The organism is Devosia sp. (assembly GCF_017307565.1).
GTDB lineage: Bacteria > Pseudomonadota > Alphaproteobacteria > Rhizobiales > Devosiaceae > Devosia.
Genome location: NZ_JAFKHD010000335.1, coordinates 1 through 19,592, shown reverse-complemented (window position 1 = coordinate 19,592; position 19,592 = coordinate 1). Strand labels below are relative to the sequence as shown.

At 60.7% G+C, this 19,592-nt stretch carries 15 protein-coding genes, 2 pseudogenes and 1 riboswitch; of the genes and pseudogenes, 10 read left to right on the top strand and 7 right to left on the bottom strand.

The features are described 5' to 3' along the window. The 8 genes and pseudogenes from J0I64_RS12540 to J0I64_RS12505 form a co-directional block, all read left to right on the top strand. On the top strand, positions 1 to 368 hold a 368-nt coding region (locus J0I64_RS12540; protein WP_291408671.1), incomplete at its 5' end, for an iron chelate uptake ABC transporter family permease subunit. Beyond that, a complete protein-coding gene (locus J0I64_RS12535) occupies positions 365 to 1,423 on the top strand; it encodes an iron chelate uptake ABC transporter family permease subunit (RefSeq protein ID WP_291408669.1) in 1,059 nt (352 codons plus the stop codon). The genes J0I64_RS12540 and J0I64_RS12535, both read left to right, overlap by 4 nt. A 257-nt stretch (positions 1,424 to 1,680) precedes the next feature. Next, positions 1,681 to 1,792, top strand: a riboswitch (TPP riboswitch). Next, on the top strand, positions 1,783 to 2,391 hold the full coding sequence (locus J0I64_RS12530; protein WP_291408667.1) for a YkoF family thiamine/hydroxymethylpyrimidine-binding protein: 609 nt from the start codon (positions 1,783 to 1,785) through the stop codon (positions 2,389 to 2,391). Its footprint overlaps the riboswitch before it by 10 nt. 15 nt (positions 2,392 to 2,406) lie before the next feature. After that, positions 2,407 to 3,201 (top strand): ABC transporter permease, encoded by a 795-nt coding sequence (locus tag J0I64_RS12525; protein WP_291408665.1) that lies wholly within the window; start codon positions 2,407 to 2,409, stop codon positions 3,199 to 3,201. Continuing rightward, the gene (locus J0I64_RS12520; protein ID WP_291408663.1) at positions 3,198 to 3,947 is read left to right on the top strand and encodes an ABC transporter ATP-binding protein; all 750 of its coding nucleotides are present in this window, start codon (positions 3,198 to 3,200) and stop codon (positions 3,945 to 3,947) included. The genes J0I64_RS12525 and J0I64_RS12520 overlap by 4 nt, the downstream gene beginning before the upstream one ends. 3 nt (positions 3,948 to 3,950) lie before the next feature. Further along, a complete protein-coding gene (locus J0I64_RS12515; protein ID WP_291408661.1) occupies positions 3,951 to 4,958 on the top strand; it encodes an ABC transporter substrate-binding protein in 1,008 nt (335 codons plus the stop codon). Then, on the top strand, positions 4,955 to 6,283 hold the full coding sequence (locus J0I64_RS12510) for an LLM class flavin-dependent oxidoreductase (RefSeq protein ID WP_291408659.1): 1,329 nt from the start codon (positions 4,955 to 4,957) through the stop codon (positions 6,281 to 6,283). The genes J0I64_RS12515 and J0I64_RS12510 overlap by 4 nt, the downstream gene beginning before the upstream one ends. A 295-nt stretch (positions 6,284 to 6,578) precedes the next feature. Continuing rightward, positions 6,579 to 6,762 (top strand): annotated as a pseudogene (locus J0I64_RS12505) (IS3 family transposase); the annotation flags it as partial. A 21-nt stretch (positions 6,763 to 6,783) separates the two neighbouring features. On the opposite strand, the gene J0I64_RS12500 reads toward J0I64_RS12505, so the two are convergent. Together J0I64_RS12500 and J0I64_RS12495 are read right to left on the bottom strand one after the other, a co-directional pair. Next, positions 6,784 to 7,797 (bottom strand): helix-turn-helix domain-containing protein, encoded by a 1,014-nt coding sequence (locus J0I64_RS12500; RefSeq protein WP_291408657.1) that lies wholly within the window; start codon positions 7,795 to 7,797, stop codon positions 6,784 to 6,786. Between the two features lie 129 nt (positions 7,798 to 7,926). Further along, positions 7,927 to 12,231 (bottom strand): fibronectin type III domain-containing protein, encoded by a 4,305-nt coding sequence (locus J0I64_RS12495; RefSeq protein ID WP_291408655.1) that lies wholly within the window; start codon positions 12,229 to 12,231, stop codon positions 7,927 to 7,929. Between the two features lie 279 nt (positions 12,232 to 12,510). Between J0I64_RS12495 and J0I64_RS12490 the strand changes: the two are divergent. Continuing rightward, positions 12,511 to 13,573 (top strand): annotated as a pseudogene (locus tag J0I64_RS12490) (IS3 family transposase); the annotation flags it as partial. Between the two features lie 31 nt (positions 13,574 to 13,604). Here the strand turns inward: J0I64_RS12490 and J0I64_RS12485 are convergent. Continuing rightward, entirely contained in the window at positions 13,605 to 13,727 is a 123-nt protein-coding gene (locus J0I64_RS12485) for a hypothetical protein (RefSeq protein WP_291408688.1), read from the bottom strand. A 187-nt stretch (positions 13,728 to 13,914) separates the two neighbouring features. After that, the gene (locus J0I64_RS12480; protein WP_291408653.1) at positions 13,915 to 15,216 is read right to left on the bottom strand and encodes a glycoside hydrolase family 125 protein; all 1,302 of its coding nucleotides are present in this window, start codon (positions 15,214 to 15,216) and stop codon (positions 13,915 to 13,917) included. A 254-nt stretch (positions 15,217 to 15,470) separates the two neighbouring features. Between J0I64_RS12480 and J0I64_RS12475 the strand changes: the two genes are divergently transcribed. After that, entirely contained in the window at positions 15,471 to 15,710 is a 240-nt protein-coding gene (locus tag J0I64_RS12475; RefSeq protein ID WP_291408651.1) for a hypothetical protein, read from the top strand. 194 nt (positions 15,711 to 15,904) lie between these two features. On the opposite strand, the gene J0I64_RS12470 is transcribed toward J0I64_RS12475, so the two are convergent. The 3 genes from J0I64_RS12470 to J0I64_RS12460 form a co-directional block, all read right to left on the bottom strand. Next, positions 15,905 to 16,807, bottom strand: coding sequence for a CheR family methyltransferase (locus J0I64_RS12470; protein ID WP_291408649.1), 903 nt, complete (start codon positions 16,805 to 16,807; stop codon positions 15,905 to 15,907). Positions 16,808 to 16,869: 62 nt separating this feature from the next. Continuing rightward, positions 16,870 to 17,328, bottom strand: a complete 459-nt coding sequence (locus J0I64_RS12465) for a chemotaxis protein CheW (RefSeq protein WP_291408647.1) — start codon at positions 17,326 to 17,328, stop codon at positions 16,870 to 16,872. A gap of 10 nt (positions 17,329 to 17,338) precedes the next feature. After that, on the bottom strand, positions 17,339 to 19,423 hold the full coding sequence (locus J0I64_RS12460; protein WP_291408686.1) for a methyl-accepting chemotaxis protein: 2,085 nt from the start codon (positions 19,421 to 19,423) through the stop codon (positions 17,339 to 17,341). Positions 19,424 to 19,592: the final 169 nt, after the last annotated feature.

Genomic DNA, 19,592 nt, shown 5'->3' with positions numbered 1-19,592 from the left:
GCAGGCTCAATGCCTTGGCGCTGGGCGACGATGTGGGGCGGGCGCTGGGCGTCCGGATCACCCAGGTGCGTGCGCTCAGCATGGTGGCTATTACCCTGCTCTGTGGTGGCTCGACCGCCGCAGCGGGCCCTGTTGGTTTTGTCGGCCTCATGGTGCCTCATGCGGTACGGATGATCGTCGGACCGGACTGGCGCTGGATCCTGCCCTATAGCCTGCTGGCCGGGCCGATCGTGGTGCTGCTGAGTGACATTGTCGGCCGCGTCATCGCGCCGCCGGGCGAGTTGGAAGTAGGCATCGTCACGGCCTTTCTTGGCGCGCCGGTGCTGTTGTTCCTCGTGCTGCGCAAGAATGAGGGAGGTCGCGGGTGACAGACCGACCAGCACCCCATAATCGCCCCGCCTGGCGCCCGCTGCCCGGGATAGCCCTGCCCTATCATCCGCGCTCGCTCCGGCTGCTGGCCATCTCCGCGGTCGCGATACTGGCGCTTATCGTCGCGACATTGCTCAGCGGCGAGTTCACCCTTTCGCCGACGGGGGTCTGGCAGACGCTGATCGGGCAGCAGGACGACAATCTCGCCAATCTCGTAGTGTTGGAGCTGCGCCTGCCGCGCATTCTGGCCTGCATTCTCATCGGTCTGGCTCTGGGACTTTCGGGAGCTATTTTCCAGGGGCTGGCGCGCAATCCGCTAGCCAGTCCCGATGTCGTCGGCTTCACAACCGGCGCTGCAACCGGCGTCCTGCTTCTGCTGCTGGTCGAGGGCTTTGCCATTACGGCGAGCCTTTCGGTCGGCGCCATGGTCGGCGGCTTCGGCACCGCACTTGTCGTCTATCTGCTGACGATGCGCCGCGGAGTGCATGGCCAGCGACTGATCCTTGTCGGCATTGCCGTGGGCGCAATGCTGGCTGCACTCAATGCCTATCTCATTACCCGTGCTGAACTGGAATCGGCCCAGGCGGCCCGAATCTGGATGCATGGCAGTCTCAACGGCGTAAGTTGGCCGCAGGTGCTGCCGCTGGTGTTCTGGACATTGCTGCTGGTGCCGCTAGCGATGGCGCTGTCGCGACGGCTTGGTCTGCTCGAATTCGGAGACGACATTGCCACTGGCCTCGGCCTACCCGTCAATCGCTCGAAGACGCTGCTGATCGTGGTCTCGATCACCCTGGCGGCCGCCGCCATATCTGTAGGCGGCCCCATCGGTTTCGTCGCACTTGCGGCGCCACAACTGGCCAAGAAACTATCGGGGACCGGAGGTATTACGCTGCTCCCCTCGGCGGCCATCGGCGCGACGCTCCTCTTGGCCGCCGACCTCATGGCGCAACGCCTCCTAGCGCCATTCCAGATTCCCGTCGGACTGCTGACCGGCGCCTTGGGCGGCGCCTACCTCCTCTACCTTTTGTCGCGCGGATGGAGGCGCGTCGACTAGCGTGCAGACGGGGATTGGCCGCAGAAGACGCACATGCGGTCATCCGATGTCGTTCTGCAATGGTCCACTTTTGGGCATGATCCGAGGTAAGGACAAAGGCCGGTTTGGGGTCGGATTCGGCCTGGCAGCGACGCGCCCCATTCCTGCCGTTCCGCCCTGCAGGAGTTGCCCCCAAACGCCGACATCAGTTCCAGCCCCTTCACCGTACCTCTGATCCAAGAAGGCTTGCGTTCCGCGACCAGCAGCGCATATGGTGCCCACATCCACAGGGGTGCTCCGTAGATCGGGGCTGAGATGAGGGCGGGAAGCCCTCGGACCCTATAGCTGATCTGGGTAATACCAGCGGAGCGAGGCGGGCCATGTTTTCGGGCGCACAGATTTCTCTATACCCCATGTCCGACGATTTCGTCGGCGTCATCATGAGCGCATTGGGCGCGCTCGATCCCTATCGCGACCAGTTGCGCATTGAAAGCGATGACATTTCCACTCTGCTCGTCGGTCCGCCCGAAGTGCTGTTCCCGGCTATGCGCGATCTCTTCAGCGCCAGCGCCCGCACCGGCAAACATTGCGTCCTCTCGGCCACCATTTCGCGCGGTTGCCCCGGCGAGCCCGACGATGCCATCTGCCATTCGACCCAATTCGACGGCCCCGTCGCGCCGTTGGCCGAACGGCAGGCCGCGGCACTGACTGCGGTACAAGATGCCGCCGACATGGACGTGTTCTCCGTGGCCCAGCTCTCGCTTTACGTCCTGGGCCAAGGAAACCACATGGACGAGATCTATGGCTGCATCGACTTCCTCAAGCAGTCGGGCACCTTCGAAAAATCCAAGCACTTCGTCACCAAGCTCAATGGCGACGCAGGTGTGCTCTTTGCCACAGTCGAGCAGGCTTTCTGCCGCTTTGGGCCACCGCAAGGCCATGTCACCATCGATCTGACCGTTTCGGCCAACAGCCCCAGCGCACGCTGAACCAAAGGCCGATCCATGTCCAACACCGCTTTGCCGCGCCTGTGCGCGCGCTTTTTCCGCCATGCCGGCCCGGCCATCGCATCAGTCAGCGCACTGATCCTCGGCTGGGAGGCCTATGTGCAGCTTTCGGGCATTTCACCCACCGCCCTGCCCGCCCCCTCTCGCATCATCGCGCAGGGTTTCGAACAGCGCGAAGCCCTCGCCCGCCATACGATCGCAACGCTTCAGGCCACCACATTCGGCTTTGCCTCCTCCCTCACCGCCGCCTTTCTATTTTCAATCCTGATCGACTTTTTTCGGTCGCTGCGCCGGGCGCTGTTTCCCGTATTCATCATCACGCAAACCCTGCCGCTGGTCGCCATCGCGCCACTGATTGTCCTGTGGTTCGGCTTTGGTCTCCCACCCAAAATCGTGCTGGTCGCGCTCGTGACCTTCTTCCCCATGCTGGTCGCCCTGGCGCAGGGCTATGAAGCCACAGACCGCAATATCTCAGCCCTGCTCGCCTCCATGGGTGCGTCCCGCTGGCGCATTTTCGTCATGGCCCGCCTGCCCTCGGCCCTGCCCTATTTCTTTGCGGGCCTGCGCATTTCGATCACTTATGCCGTGGTGGGCGCCATCTTCGCCGAATATGCCGGCGCAGCCCGGGGCCTCGGCATCTATATCCTCAACGCCAAGAATAATTTCCGCCCCGATCTTGTCCTCGCGGCAGTTTTTGTCAGCGCCACGCTCACGCTGCTGCTTTTTGGCGCCACCGTGCTCTTGCAGCGCGCCGCCATGCCGTGGGCCCGGCTGACGGAGGCCCGTCCATGAGCTCCGCCCGTCTAGACCTCAAAAGCTTGCGCAAGAGCTTCGGGCCCACTGACGTCCTCGCGGATATCAACCTCAGCGTTCAGCCGAGTGAATTCGTCTCGATCCTTGGCCCTTCCGGCGCCGGCAAATCCACCATCTTGCAATTGCTGACCGGCGCAATCGCACCCGATGGCGGCCAGATGCTGCTCGATGGCCAGCCGCTCACGCCAACTCAACATCGCTTTGCCTTCATGCCGCAAGGCGATGCGCTCATGCCCTGGCGCCGCATCATTGATAACGCCACACTTGGTCTTGAAGTCCAGGGTCTCGGCCGCCAGGCCGCCCGCGCCAGGGTTAGCCCGCTCTTTGCAGAATTCGGCCTTGCCGGGTTCGAAAACCATTATCCCGTCCAGCTATCCGGCGGCATGCGCCAACGCGCCGCCTTGCTGCGCACCGTCGTCCAGCAACGCCCAATGCTGCTGCTCGATGAGCCCTTCGGCGCCCTCGATGCCCTGACCCGCGCGCATATGCAGCGCTGGCTTGCCGATATGTGGACCCGACATCGCTGGACCGTGCTGCTGATCACCCATGACGTGCGCGAGGCCGTGCTGCTCTCGGAACGCATCTATGTGCTGTCGGCCCGCCCTGCCCGTGTCGCCCACCACTTTCAGGTGCCCCTCAATCACCCGCGTCACAGCGTCGGGTCACCCGAGCTCGCGGCCCTCGAAGCTCAAATTTTGCAGACCCTGCTCAATCCGGAGGACTAATCCATGCCCATTTCCCGTCTGATCACAGCTCTCGGCCTCGCCGTCAGCCTGGTCGCAACCCCGGCCCTTGCCCAGGCCACACCCGTCAGCATTGCGCTCGACTGGACGCCCAATACCAACCATATCGGCCTCTATGTTGCCCAGGCCAAGGGCTTTTACGAGGAGGCTGGGCTCGTCGTCGACATCCTGCCCTATACCGACACATCCGCCGGCACGCTGGTGGCCAATCATGTCGCCGATTTCGGCATTCTGGGCTCTATCGGCCTTTTCACCCAGCGAACCGCGGGCGCCGATCTGGTGGCAACATATGCCTTGGTCCAGACAGAAACCGGGCGACTCGTGTTCAATGCCGACCGTCAGGACATCCAGTCTCCTAGAGATCTCGACGGCAAAATCTATGGCGGCTTCGGCAGCGCATGGGAGAGCGCCCTGATCGACACGATCATCCGTCATGATGGCGGCACGGGAGAGTTCGAAACCGTCACTCTTGGCACCTCCGCCTATGAAGCGCTCGCCAATGGCGCCGTCGATTTCACCCTCGAAGTCTACACTTGGGAAGGCATTAAAGCCGAGCGCGACGGCCCGGCGCAGCGTGCCTTCCGCTATGCTGATTTCGGCGTGCCCGACCAGCACACCAATTTCATCGGCACCAGCAATGCTTACCTTGCCGAGAACGCAGACACCGCCAAAGCGTTCATCACGGCCAGCCAGCGTGGCTATGACTACGCCGTCGACCATCCCGACGAGGCCACCGACATCCTCGTCGCGGCCAATGCCGATGTACTGCTTGATCGCGATTTCGTCCGGGCCTCGCTGCGGGCCCTGATCGAGGGGCACTATATCAAGGGAGGGAACGGCGCCATTGGTACGATCGACCCTGCCAAGATGCACGCCATCGGCACGTTCCTCTTCGATGCCGGTATCCTCAAGGATGGCAATGGTGCCTCACTAACCGCCAAGCCAGATTTCACTGCCTATTATGCCAACGATTATCTGGACAGCGCCCCATGAGCAAAGACCGGCGCATGGGGCTCAATGCCGTCATCTTCGGCCTTGGCAGCCATGAGGCCGGCTGGCGCATGCCCGAAAGCAATGCCTTGGCCTCAACGGATCTCGACTATTGGATCGACATTGCCCGTCGCGCCGAAGACGGTGGATTCGACGCGCTGTTCCTCGGCGATGTGCTGGCGCTCCAGCAAAGTGCCGACCGGCATCTCTCCGACGCCATGGACCCGCTGATCATCCTATCCGCACTTGCTTCAGTCACCAGCCGCATCGGCCTTATCGGCACCGCCTCGACCAGCTTCGACCACCCATTCCATCTCGCCCGACGCTTTGCCTCGCTCGATCACATCACCAAGGGCCGTGCGGGCTGGAATATCGTTACCTCCTCCAACGCGCTCGAAGCCTATAATTTTGGGCTCGATGCCATGCCCGATCACGCCGAGCGCTACGCTCGCGCCGCCGATGTCACCCAGGCTGCCATGGCCCTCTGGGATTCCTGGCAGGCCGACGCCCGAATTGCCGAGAAGCAATCTGGCCGCTACCTCGACCCTGCTAAGGTGCAGCCTATCGATCATGAAGGTCCCTTTGTGCGCAGCCGTGGTCCGCTTAATGTGCCGCGCTCGCCACAGGGTCGCCCCATCCTTGCACAGGCTGGCGCCTCCGAAGCCGGGCGTGACTTTGCCGCCCGCTATGCCGACATGGTTTTCACCGTGCAGTCCGACCTTGGCGATGCGCAGGCCTTCTATCGCGACATGAAGGCGCGTGCCCTCCGGCATGGCCGCGCGCCCGAAAGCCTTTTGATTTATCCTGGCATCGTGCCCATCGCCGCTCAAACCCTGGGTGAGGCTGAAGACCGGCTCGTGCAGATGAACAGCTTCATGGTCATCGAGCATGTCCTGACCAAGCTTTCCGAATTTCTCGGTACCGATCTCTCCGAGGCCAATCTTGACGCCCCCTTGCCCGACACGATCAGCGCCAATGGATCGCAAAGCCAGTCAAGCCAAAGCCGTGTCGCCGTTCTGGTCAAAATCGCCCGTCGCGACCACCTGACCCTGCGACAACTCCTTATGCGCCTTGCCAGCGGCCGGGGTCATCTGCTCGCTGTCGGGACGGGCGCAGATATTGCCGACACGATGCAGCTCTGGTTCGAAACTGGCGCAGCGGACGGCTTCAACGTTATGTCCCCCGTCATGCCTGCCGACCTAGAGAGCTTTGTTAATCTTGTCGTCCCGGCCCTAGTTGCAAGGGCGCTTTTCGCTATGGACCATCACGGGACTCTCCGTCAGCGCCTTGGCTTGTCCAGGGCACCCGGCTTCACTGCTCCCTCTTGACCTCTACGCGCCCCGTCCCAGCCGTCCAACGAACCATGGCTCGTCGGCAAGAGCAGACACTACTGACCAGCCCGCTCAGTGGCGAATTGATGGGAGAGCAGAATGATTGCCTCCGGGCGTTGACCACTAACACAGGGCCGCTTCGGCAAACGAGGCAAGCAGTTTGGCGCAATCTGCAAGCATTTGGACGCGCCCCGGTAACGTGTCTTATCCGGCATTTGAACCTCTCAGCGTTTGCCGGGGGCATCAACTGCCAATCAGAATAAGACCTCATAGGCAAGACCACGAACAAATTTCACGCTGGGCTGCGGTAGTTTCGGCTTCACAGAAGATCGGCTGTTCGGCCCACACCCTGAACGACTGGGTGAAGTAAGCCGAAGTCGATGGGGCGACGTGCTAGCATTCCCATCGATGTGGCCGAGAAGCCCAGGGCTCTGGAGGGAGAGAACCAGGAACGGCAGGCCAAAAAGATCCTACGCGCAACCTCTCTGCCGCCGTGTTCATCGCATGTGGGCGATCCAGTTCCACCACTGATCCGCGGTCCGTTGCATAGAGGGCAGCTGGTCCCGCCTCGACGCCTCTGCCCGGACTTCTCTTGCGGTCATGCCCATCTTTCGACCGAATGCGCGGCTGAAACTCTTGGGATGCAGAAATCCCATGGATTCTGCGATGTCGGCAATGCTGCGATGGCGGAGGTCCGGATCGACCAGTGCTTCGTAACAGCGCTGCAAGCGTCGATCCTGGACATAGGTCGCAAAGCCACCAAGTGGCTCAAACAAATAGTAGAGCTTGCGCTCCGACATACGGAATTCCTGCGCCACGGCGCTGGCCGAAAGCGCCGGATCGGCCAGGTTGAATTCGATATGGCGCCGAATTGTGCTGACGATGGCAGAAGCGAAAGGAGCCGCGGTTGCTTCCTCGACTTTCCCGTTAAGCGCTGCGGCGGCAAGCGCTAGCGTCGGGCCCAGCACGGTCACCGCATCTTCCTCCCTGAGGGATGGGGCCGTTGTCAGCAAAGCCTGCAAATGGCTGCGCAGTAACATCACCATGGGATCGCTGCCCGAGAGCACGCTCATATGGTGCCCATGCGGCCTTTTCAGTAGCGGGGCGATCACCCGGCGAGGGAGGATGATGTTAAGATTGGAGAAGGCGGTCGTGCCTGACGCCAGGGGCTGCGCCAAGTCAGTCACCCACAGGTCGCCAGGCTGGGTCTCGTCGGCGGAACCGCCATCGCGGCGACCACAACGGCCATCCGTATAAAACTGGAGCATGATATGGTCGAGATCGTCGCGTTCGATCTTGCGGCGAGAGCGGTCGAACCATTGCGCCGGAGCACTGCATCGCCCAAGGGCCACATCGCCAAGAAGAAAGCCCTCTACCTCGGCCCGAAACGGGTTCTCTGTTCCGGCGTTGAGCCGTGTATCGAACATGACGCCGATGCTGCTCTGCCAGGCAGCCAAGGCTTCATCGGCGGACAATCCTGCAGTGTCGAGCGTAGAATGCGGTAGGCCCAAGATAAGAGGCTCTCATCAAACCAGATTTGGCCGGTGCCAAGGCATATCTAGGTAATGCGACGCCGCGCGAATGGCAATCTTGCAAAGAGTACGGTCAACGCAAGCAAGACAGAACAAGCATCGCGCACCTCAATACCGCAGGCCGAGTCGTGCCTGAGCGGAGGCCGAAGCCAGTCCGCTGGTGTTCGCGTAAAGCCTTCCCGCAAGGCCAAGGGTCCAACCCGCTCCGCCTGCCAGATCGATGCCGCCAGATAGCGCCGCCGAATGCGAGAAGATAGCCGAAGTCAGGGCGGTTCCGAGGTCAAGACCAAGATGGGGCTCTACAATCCAGCCATTGTCGGAGGCGAGGCGATAGCGCAGGGTCGCCCCCGCACTGGCCTGCAGCTGTTCGAAAAGCCCTGGCCGAATAGTTGCAACCGTCCCCATACGATCCGACGCGGTATAGCCCTCGGCATCCTCGCGCAGGTAGAAAACGGCAACATTGGGCTGGAGCGTCAGCTCTTCGCTGAGCGACAGGCGCCCGCTGAGGCCGGCCTTACCCAGCCAACGCGTCGTGCCGAATGTGCCGGCAAACAATCCATCCGTGGTTGTGTTCCAGCTTTGTCCATAAATCAGACTGACATCGAAATAGACGTTCTCGGAGAGTTCGGCGGAGAGGTATGGCCCGATGGACAGACCGCTACCGGTATTCTTTTCACTGCCGCGCTCCTCATCCATCCAGTCGGCATGCAGTGAAACACCGAACAGCAGATTTTCCGCCGCAAGCATGTCGGCGCCAAGCGACAGGATTGCCGCGCTGCCCCAGCGTTCGCCCGAATTGCCGGCACGGACGTGAACAGTATTGGTGCCGTCGATCCAGAACCGAAGCCCACCATCATCGCCTCCGCCGGTGACAAGACTTTCCGCTGCGCCAGCGGCAGACGTCTGGGTGGTGGCGACATAGGACATCGTCAGGGAATTTCCACCACTGGGCGCAATCGAGATCGAGCCCGGTCGATCTGCGCCAAGGGCAGCAAAACGACTCTGCAGAGTCTGCGTGGAAATGCCACCGCTCCAGACGCCCGCGCGGGTGGACAGAAACTGGTCGCGCATAGCGGTCAGTTCGGCTTCGACCTGGGCGATATCCGCGGACAGCATGTAGATGACGGTGAAGGGCTCCGATGTACCCAAGGCACTCGTCAGTATGTAGCGAACCATGGCCTGGCCGGAATATTTCGGGTTGGGCGTAAATTGCAGCACAGCCGGAGTAGTGACGATTGCTGCCGTACCGGCAACGGCCGGCTCCACCGAAAGAATCTGCCCGCCCGTGAAGGGGCCACCTGCCGCCCCCGCGGTTAGGTCCAACGGCATAGGCATAGCCCCGCTCGGTACGATGATCGTTCGCTCTGGCGCGGCGATCTGTCGGGCAGAAATAGCAATGGAATAGCTGGCGGCGGTAATGCCGCCCCCCGATTGGTCGAGTGCCTCAACCGTGAAGCTATGGATGCCCAGCGCCGCGTCCAGAAGGGTGCCACTGATGAGCCCAGTTGTTGCTCCCAGAGCAAGGCCCTCGGGCAGATGTCCGCTCGCCAGGGTCCAGCTGAGCGCCCCCGACTGCCCGCTCGCCGACAGTTGAACCAAATAGGGTTCACCAATCATGGAGTTGGGCAATGCTCCGCTGGCAGGAGCAATGATCAGCTGGGTCGCGGAAACCATGAAACTCGCACTCACTGTCACCGCCGGCATATAAGCGCTATCGCCGCCTTGTTCGGCAGTGATCACACACTGACCCGCAGACAGCATAGTCACCGTTCCACCAATTGTGGCGGAGCAAATTGTGGGCGTCTGAGACGTGTAGCTGAGCTGCAGGCCGGAGCTGGCACTGCCGGTTAGTGTCAGTACCGCGCCAATGATCTGTGGTCCGGGATTTGTAACGGTGATCGTCTGGGCCCCTTGCGGCGTTACGGCCGCGCTCGATGTCGACGCGGCTCCCTGACCCGACGCATTAGTAGCGGTGACGACAAAACTGTAGCTCGTGCCGTTGGCAAGGCCAGGCACGGTGATGGGGCTCTGCGTGCCAGAAGCGCCGTGCGCCCCGGGTGTGGCAACCACATTGTAGAGCGTGATTGGCGTGTCTCCGGCGAAAACTGGAGGCGCAAAACTGACCTCGGCCCGGCCATCCCCGGCAATCGCGACAACATTGGTCGGCGCGCCGGGCGTGGCGCTCTCGACGAGAAAACTCACCGTGGCCTGTGGCGCCCTCTCAAGACCGATGTCCCCGGGCTGGTCGGCGGTAATGGTGCAGGTGCCGGGGGCCAAAAGATCTACGGTTCCCGTTGCGTCGATCGCACAGATCGACGGGGATATGGTGGCGAGCGTCACGGGCAGGCCCGAACTGGCACTTGCAGTGATTACGACGGTGGCACCGAACACAACCGTGCCGGGGTCGGACAGTGTAATGGTCTGGAGGGCCTTGGGCGTGACAGCATTGCTGGGCAGAGACTGCGCGCCCGCACCAGTTGAGTTGGTGGCGGCGACAACGAAACTGTAGCTTGTGCCATTGCTCTGTCCTGAGACCGTGATGGGGCGGGTATGGCCGGTCACGACGCGGCCGCCGGGACTTACGATGACGGAATAAAGCGAGAGCTGGCTACCCCCGGTAAACGATGGGGCCTCAAAGCTCACCATCGCCTCCGCTGGCGAGGCGGTCGCTACGACGCCGGTCGGCGCGCCAGGCACCACGCCCAATACCATGAAACTGCTCATGGCCTGCGGCGCGCTCAGGAAAGTAGCATTGCCGGGCTGCAAGCCGACAATATGACAGTCACCCACGCTGAGTAGTGTAACTGCCCCCGAGGGGGCGATCGTGCAGACAGAGACGTCCGCACTGGACAGCGTGACCGTCAGGCCCGAGCTGGCGCTGGCGAGAATGGTGATGCTGTCGTCTACATGCACGATTCCGGGATTGGACAAACTGATGGTCTGTGGCCCTTTCGGGATCGCCCCACCACTCGGTGCGGAGGAATCGCTCGTTCCGGCCGAATTCGTGGCTGTCGCTGTGAAGGTATAGGTGGTGCCATTGGTCAGACCTTCTACCGTCAATGGGCTGCCGCTCCCTTCGGCATAGGCGCCCCCCGGACTGGCGGTGACGCGGTAACGCGTTACAGGGGCGCCGCCGGTGACCGCGGGAGCATCGAAAGATGCTGTTACTTTAGTATCGCCAGCGGTGATGTTGGTGAGGACAGGCTCGCCAGGCGGCAGCGCCGCGATTGAAAGTGTTTGCGTTACCGGCAGGGCCGGGTCGTAATTCGTGTCACCGGCCTGGTCGGCCTGTACGATACAGTCTCCCGCAGCAAGTGCCGAGACGGCGCCATTGGCCGAAACCTGGCAAATGGCCGGCGTCGAGGTCGAGAAACTGACATCGAGCCCCGAAGTGGCCGTCGCGGTCAGGACAGCAGAACCGCCAAAAGACATAGAGGCGGGAGGCGGAAAACTGATCGACTGCGCCGCCTTGATGACGACCGCAGAACTGGGCTGGGAAGCGTCGCCGACGCCAATAGCGTTACGCGCCGTCGCAGTGAAAGTGTAGCTCGTTCCCCCGGCAAGGCCAGCTATGGAAAGGGGGCTCGACGTGCCTGTTGCAGAAAGGTTTCCGGGGCTTGCGACCACCGTATAGTCCAATATTGGAGTGCCGTTGTTGGCCGGGATACTGAAGGGGACGGAGGCCACGCTGCCTGTCACAGAGACAGCCCCGATAGTGGGGGCATCGGGCTTCTTGGCAAAAGTCAGCTTGGTCGTACCCGAGGTTGGGCTCGCCCCCTGAGAGGACGTGACTACCACGTCGACGGTGCCAACGGGCTGCGGTGGCACCCGAACAACAATCTGATTTGAGCCCATGCTGAGGGCGTCCGTGGCTTGGTAGGTCCCCACCTTGACGTCCGAACCGAGACGTCTGCCGTTGATGGTCAGTGTCGTCGTGCCCGCGGCGTCAGCCAGTCCAGGCGAAATCGACGTGATCTTAGGCTCGAGACCTTCACAGGATATCTGGACGAAAACATGGGTGCCAACGCTCACGGAAACATCGATTGAAAGGCCTTGGCCACTTGAAAAGGTGGTCAGCGAGCCACTCGCTTCCACTTCCTGGGTTGCGGACCCATAAATGTCCGCTCCGCCTGCACCCAGGACGATGGCGAACAAGCTGGATTGCCCGCCGCTGAGAACAGCCGTTTTGGCGTAGTAGGTAATCGTCTCGTTCGGCTCCAAGTGGTCATAGTTCTGCGAGACGTCATTGTAGGAAAAAATGCCGGCAATCGTTCTGCCATCACCCCAATATTGGTTGATCGCGCGACAATCATTGGACATCGCCCAACCCACTTGAGTTGTCGCCAGTGACGAGATCATGACGAGAGCTGCGAGGGTCAGGGTGCGACGAATGACGGCGAGATTTACTAACATGCTAGTCCTTGACGCTCGTAGCCGCGCCAGGCCTTCGCACATCAAACGGTCAAGCCGTTCGTCTCGACGCACGCCGGACAACCAATCGAGGCATTACTGGTCTGCCGATAGCAGCGCCAATTCCGGAAATCACGCCACCCGACAAGGGCATGGCAAGATGTAGCCACCGCTGCAAATGAGGTAACCGGTCGTGCAAAAATGCGCGGCATGCCGTCTCCTTCTTAGGACGTCGTGCCCACTTCTTGCACTGCGAAACCTCCGGAGCCGGATAGCCCGCTCGGCCATCCGGCTCCGGAGGTTTCGCAGCGTCTGGGGGTGAGTGCCCATTCGCTCTATGAGTGGCGCAAGAAGTATGCAGCTCCGGTCGATAAGGGTGATGAGCAGGCCGAGGAGATCCGGCGGCTCAGGCGCGAACTGATGCGTGTCACCGAGGAGCGCGACATCCTAAAAAAGCGGCCGCGTACTTCGCCAAGGATGCAAAGTGAGGGACGAGTTCGTCGCCTGATATCGCGAGCAGTTCTCGGCGCGCACCATGTGCCGGTGCCTTTCTATCCACCCCAGCGGCTTTTATGCCTGGCTCAAGAACCCGTTGAGCAAGCGGGCTCAGGAAGACATCCGTCAGACCCGGCTGATTGAGGATGCCTGGAAGCAGAGCGGCAAGGTCTATGGCTACCGCAAGCTGCATGACGACCTGCTCGATCAGGGTGAGATCAGCTGCTCCAACCGCATCGCCCGCCTGGCCAAGCTCGCCGGGATCAAGGCCCAGATCGGCTATCGGCGACGACCTGGCAGTTCTGGCGGCAAGCCATCGGAGGTGGTCGACAACACCCTGAACCGGCAGTTCGATGTGGATGCGCCAGATACCGCCTGGGTGACCGACATCACCTATATCAAGACTATGGAGGGCTTTGCCTATCTCGCCGTAGTTATCGACCTGTTCTCGCGGCGCGTCATCGGCTGGTCACTCCAAAGCCGACAGACCAGTGAGGTCGTCCTGCAGGCGCTTCACATGGCGGTCTGGCGCTGCAAGCCGAAGAATACGGTGCTGGTCCACTCCGACCAGGGCTCCCAGTTCACCAGCATGGACTGGGCGAACTTCCTGCGGCACCACAATCTGGTTCACTCCATGGGTCGACGCGGCAACTGCCACGACAACACCGTGGTCGAAAGCTTCTTCAACCTGCTCAAGCGTGAGCGGATCAGGCGGCGGACCTATCGAACACGCGACGAAGCCCGTCAGGATGTGTTCGATTACATCGAGATGTTCTACAACCCGAACCGCAAGCATGTCCGCAACGGCATGCTATCGCCCGTCGAGTTCGAGAAACGGCACCAGATCTAACCCCGAAGGTGTCTACAGAACGTGGGGCTATTCAGAGTTCACCATGCAGGGTCCGGATCTTGTCCTCGGCAGAAAAAAGCCATCGTGTCTCACGGCGGATATCCTTGACCACCTGCTCGGCAGGCTTCTTCGGCTTCGTGGTTTTCGTCGTCATTTTAGGGCTTCGTCGATCAAACGGGGCAAGAACGGTCCCTGACGGTCAAACCCAATCGGAGACATAGGTGCTGATGCCGGACAACGGACCATATTCATCCGGCACCAGAGGTTTTGCACCCCCGATCAGGGGCAACGTGCACTCCATCTGCCTGACTCGAAAACGCGCGACGAACTGAAGCTTCTTCCTACGAACGGACAGTAGGGCGCTGATAATTTCTCAGGCCAGCAACGTCCAAAGCGAGCTCGCAGAACATGGCATTGGCCCATGAGAACCATGGCCGAGTGAACTTCGTCGGATCATCGACGTGGAAGGACTCGTGCATGAGCCCTGTCCCGCCGTCAGTGGCTAGCAACAGAGCCAGCAGGTCGCGCTTTTCGCCCGGGTCATCGCTCGTCAACCCCTGTACTGCCAGGGCGATCGGCCAGATCTGGTCTGGCGGCGTATGTGGACTACCGATGCCCGAGGCTACCGCACCCGCGTAAAAATAGGGGTTTGCCTCGCTCAGAATACGAGACCGGGTCGCCTTGTAGATCGGGTCTGTCGCCGCGCACCAACCCAGCATTGGTAGCGAAAGAAGGCTCGGCACGTTGGCGTCGTCGGCCAGAAAACTGTTACCAAGCCCATCGACCTCGTAGGCGTAAACAGACTCCCGGCCATCGAATTTCATCAGGCCGAAGTTCTCGATACCCTGTTCGATGTCCTGGCGCAGAAGATCGGCATCCTGGGCCAGGGCATGGTCGCCAAAAACCTCGACGGCCAGTTCGGCGACGTATCGCAGCGCTATCGCAGCAAAGGCGTTGCCGGGAATGTTGTAGCCGTAGACGCAGGCATCATCGCTCGGCCTGAACCCCGCCCAGGTCATACCGGTGTGGCCGGTGACCGGCCCCAGCCCATCGCGGGTCAGCGTGTCGCTCTGAGGACAGTCCAGACGAGCGAATCGGTAGGTCGAATTGCGCTCGTGGTCCTGCTCGGTCCGCCATGTGTGGATGACGATTTTCGCCACGTCCACGAAGCTTTGCAGATGGTCCGTTCGGCTGGTCGTCGTCCACAAATCATAGGCCAACTGGATGGTATAGGCGAGCGAGTCGATCTCGTATTTGCGTTCCCAGACCCAGGGTGACTGCGGAAAGACGTCCCGATGTCCCGCAGCATTATTGGAGACGTTGAAGGCATTGGCATAGGGATCGTGAAGAACATAGTCGAGCTGACGCCTGGATACCGCCGCGATCAAGTCAGCCAAATCGGAATGCTGGTGCGCAAGGTGCAGAAAAGGGGCAAGTTGTGCCGTCGAGTCACGCAGCCACATTGCCGGAATGTCTCCGGTTATGACGAACGCTGTCCCATCGGGCAGATGGGTAACGGTCCTGGTCAACATATCGGTCAGGCAGCGCTCGACGGTTTCGCCGACTTGCCGGCCCAGCTTCTCGGCGACCTGCTCCGAGATATCCTGAACGATTGAGTGTATCGACTCTCCAGTCACCGCCATCTCCCTCTCTTGGCGCTACGAAAGCACCGACCACTATTGCATGGCTGCGGATCCAGCGCCTAGGGCCGGACCGCAAGGCCTACCACTAATGCGCCACTTTGCAGATCGTCTAACTTTGTCTTCTTTGGGTAACAAGCAGACGTGGCGTCGCTCCCAAGAATAGAAACCGCCCCCGTCATTCATGCGACTAGCAGCCGTCCGCAGTCGCGCTTACGGGTGCTGTTACCTTTGTCGAAAGGAAGAACACCGGCAAAATGGTGAGAGCTGCACTGGTGACTGAAGGCGCAGCACCCGTTTATCTGATCACCACTTTGCGACCCGACGGCATCGAGACGCACTATGCCATTGGCGCCACCAGCGGCACGATCGTTGTGACCGTTGATGTGCAGGACGAAGGCAACGACGATTACGGTGATGGTCGCAACTATCAGGATGGATGTCCGAGTGGCGGCGGAGACGGTGACCCCAGGGCGACGCCAATTAATCACTCCTGAACGCTGACGGCCGGAACGTCATCCGTTCTTTAATCCGTCTCAGCGCCCGGCGGACTTGGCGGACGTTTTCGTTTCGCGATGACCGGTGGGGCGGACTTTTCCCGACTTTCCATATTCACAAGGTGGCATACGGGTGTTTTTTTAACCGGCGGGCGATGAGGTTCGACGGCCCTGGAGCAGAGAGAGGGGGCCGATCAGGATTTGACCGCCTTGTTCAATGGACGCTGGAAAGTCGCCGGGGCTATATGGGCCAGTGGCGTATCTAGCACCAGCATTGGCTCCGAGTGGCCCAGCAGCAGATAGCCGCCTGGTCGCAGATGGCCAGCGATGCGGTTGATCACGGCGGCCTGATCCTGTTTGTCGAAATATATCAGCACATTGCGCAGAAAGATAATGTCGACGTCCCGATCAACCGGGTACCGCCTGTCCATGAGATTGAGACGGTGAAACTGCACCAGACGCCGAATCTCAGGCACGATGCGGACATCGCCACCCGGGCGCGGCCGTCTGGACCACATCAAGTATTTGGACTGGTAGGCTTGGGGAACCGGCCTAACATGGTCGACTGGATAGACCGCGCTCCGCCCCTGCTCCAGCACATCAGTAGAAATGTCCGTCCCAAGGATGGAGAACGAGAAGTCTCGTCCCTTTGCCCGCAGTTCCGCGAGTTCCATGGCAATCGTATAAGCCTCCGCGCCAGTCGAGCTGGCTGCGCTCCAGACCTTGATGAGTGGTGTCTTCTCGTCGCACCGCGCGGCGATGACGTCATCGATCAACCGGGACCGAAGCAGATCAAAGTGCTGCGGCTCACGGAAGAAGTCGGTCTTGTTGGTGGTCACCACATTGATCAGGTAGGGCAGTTCCTGCGCCAGACCATCCGAGCGGAAGACATAGTCGCAATAGGCGGCAAAGTTGGGCAGCCGCAGCGCACGCAGGCGCTGGCGAATCCGACCCTCCACCATTTGCCGCTTCGACAGAGGCAACCGAATGCCAACCTCCTTGCCGATAAGGGTGGAGATCATTTCGAAGTCGGGTCCGCTCAGGTAATCGAAGGCGCCAGAAGGTCGAGGAGTGTAGCTAGATGCGGCGTCCGCCACGTTAAGTTCCTATGGGTGTGAGCTAAGACGATCGGGGGTGAAGATCGTTTCACCCCCGAGCATCAGGCGGCCGCGTTCTCGAGTTTGCCGCCGAGCAGTCGATCAAGATTCAAGATGATCGCGAACTGACCGCCTATTCGACCGATGCCGGCAATGCAGTCCGTCCTAATCGGTAGTCGAGACGTCGGCGCTGCATCTGCAATCTCGTCATCTAGCACCACGACGTCCCGAACCGAGTCTGCGCGCAGCCCGATGACCACCGGATCGGTCTCCCCGTTGATGACGAGTACAACGATCCGTGTATTCTCGGTATCTTCCGCCGGGTCGAGACCAAGGGTTCGCCGAAGATCGAAGACCACGACGCTCTCACTACGCACCTCGATGAGACCCAAGACGTTTTGCGGGCTTTGGGGCAGTCTCGAGATGAAACGCATCTCAAGTATCTCCTGGACCCGGGCCACCGGCACCGCGAAAATGTCTTCCGCGGTACCGATGATGACATATTGCTCCTTGTCGATCATACGATGACCGTTATGCGGCGCCACGGCGGGAGAACTCGCCGTCTAGAGCGTCGGCGCCTGGGTCGAGATCGAGATCGAAGCCACCTGACATCGGCCGCGGCCTAGAGGCGGCTTGTGTCATGTGGGGCGCAGCGGCCAGGACCGCCTGCTTAAGGTCGCGACCTTTGACCGGCCTGGGCGCAGTGACCGTTGCCTGACTAGTTCCGTCCACCCGGAAGTAGCTGATCGCGGCCTGAAGCTGTTCGGCCTGGCTTGCCAGTTCTTCCGCCGTCGAGGACATTTCCTCGGCCGCAGAGGTGTTCTGCTGCGTCACCTTGTCGAGCTGCTGGATAGCGGTGTTGATCTGGTTCGCACCTGCGTTCTGCTCACGGCTACCGGCTGTGATTTCTTCCACCAGTTCTGCCGTCCTCTGAATGTCGGGCACAAGACGGGTCAGCATCTCGCCGGCCGACTGCGCAGCCTTTACCGTCGTTGCCGAGAGGGTCGAGATTTCTGCGGCAGCAGACTGGCTGCGTTCGGCGAGTTTTCTGACCTCCGAAGCAACGACCGCGAAGCCGCGACCATGTTCACCGGCACGGGCCGCTTCCACGGCTGCGTTGAGGGCCAGAAGATCGGTCTGGCGGGCGATTTCCTGCACAACCATGATCTTTTCGGCGATGGTCTGCATCGCGGCAACAGCATTGCTAACGGCTTCACCAGAGATCAACGCATCGGCGGCCGACTGGCGAGCGATCTTCTCGGTCTGGCTGGCATTGTCGGCCGACTGCTTGATGGTCGAAGCCATTTCTTCCATGGACGCCGAAGCTTCTTCAGTGGACGAAGCCTGCTCGGTCGCGCCCTGGCTCAGCTGCTCAGCGGTCGCCGACATTTCCTGACTGCCTGCTGCAACATTGCGGGTGGCGTTCGTCACTTCGGCAACCACTTCGCGCAACTTCGCTGTCATACCATTGAGGGCCTTGATAAGGTCGCCGACTTCGTCGTCCGACTTCAGGTCCGCCGTTGCGTTGAGATTGCCGTCAGCAACGTCCTTGGCAAGACGCACAGCGCTCGACATGGCGCGGGTGATCGAAACGACAATCCACGTAGCGGCGATCACGGCAATGGCGATCGAAGCGACCAATAGTCCGATCAGCAAAGTTCGACTCTGTTCGTACATAATGTTGGTGGCGGCCACTGTGTCGGCAAGCAAAACATCGTTTCGTGCTACTATGCCGTCCACCAGTCGGGAGATATCCCGGCGCAGGGGAGCAGCCTCGGTGGCGTTTATTTGCGCGGCGGCATGGTCGGAGCGCCTCATGCCTAGCTCGTTCCCGGCAGATGTGGCGCTCATCAGCTCGGTGGCCGAAGTGCGAACGACACCGACCGCGATCTGGTCTGTCGGACCCACCAAACGTGCGAGGCGTTCAACTGCGGCTTCGAACCCCGAAATACCGATATTGTAATCCTTCAGCCAATCGGACTGCTTTTCTGGATTTTTTGATGCAAGCAGGATGTTGCGGTGCTGACCGAAGACTTCGTTTGCTGCGAACGAAACATCGCCTATGGCTGAACTGGCCTGTGCTGACGAGGCGTCGCCTGCGTTCTGCCGCGCCGCGACGTTTTGCTGTAGGGCGGCGAGTGCGTTTTTTAGAGCAGTCATGGCTGCCTCACCCCGCGACGTCGTCATCGCGAAAGCTTGCTTATCAGATAGCGCTATGGCCTCTCCCTGCAGACGGGTAAGGGAATTTGTGTATCCGGCGAGCGCGTCTGAGATCGATTTCATGTCGACGTTGGACGCCTCAATGGAGAACGTCCCTTCGAGATCGTGGACTGTCGTTGTGATGGTCGAAAGCCGCGCGTTCATGTCGCCGACGATGCTGGCAATTTCCTTCTCGTCCTGGGAGTTGATCAGGAGCTGAGCATCGGTTGCCATGCCCATCATGCTGTACTGGAGGCCCTTTAGCACGGATGAACGAGCAACGGGGCCATTGATAGTGCGCTCCATTTCATCGTTCAGTGAACCGAGATTTCCTAGGGCCATGAACATGCTGGCGCCGGAAAGCGCCACAACTGTCGTAAAAACGGCCGCCAGTTTGGTCTTGATAGTCAGTCTCACGTCGCAGACCTTTCTTCTGATGCTGCAGAGGGCGCGCTTCTGCCGCCCTGGGTCTCGAAAATACGTTCCATGTCTGGGATGATGATGAAGCCGCCATTGCGCTTGCCGATGCCCTTGACGAACTCGGGTCTCCAGCGCATGCCGACCTTGGGTGCCTCCTCGATGGAGG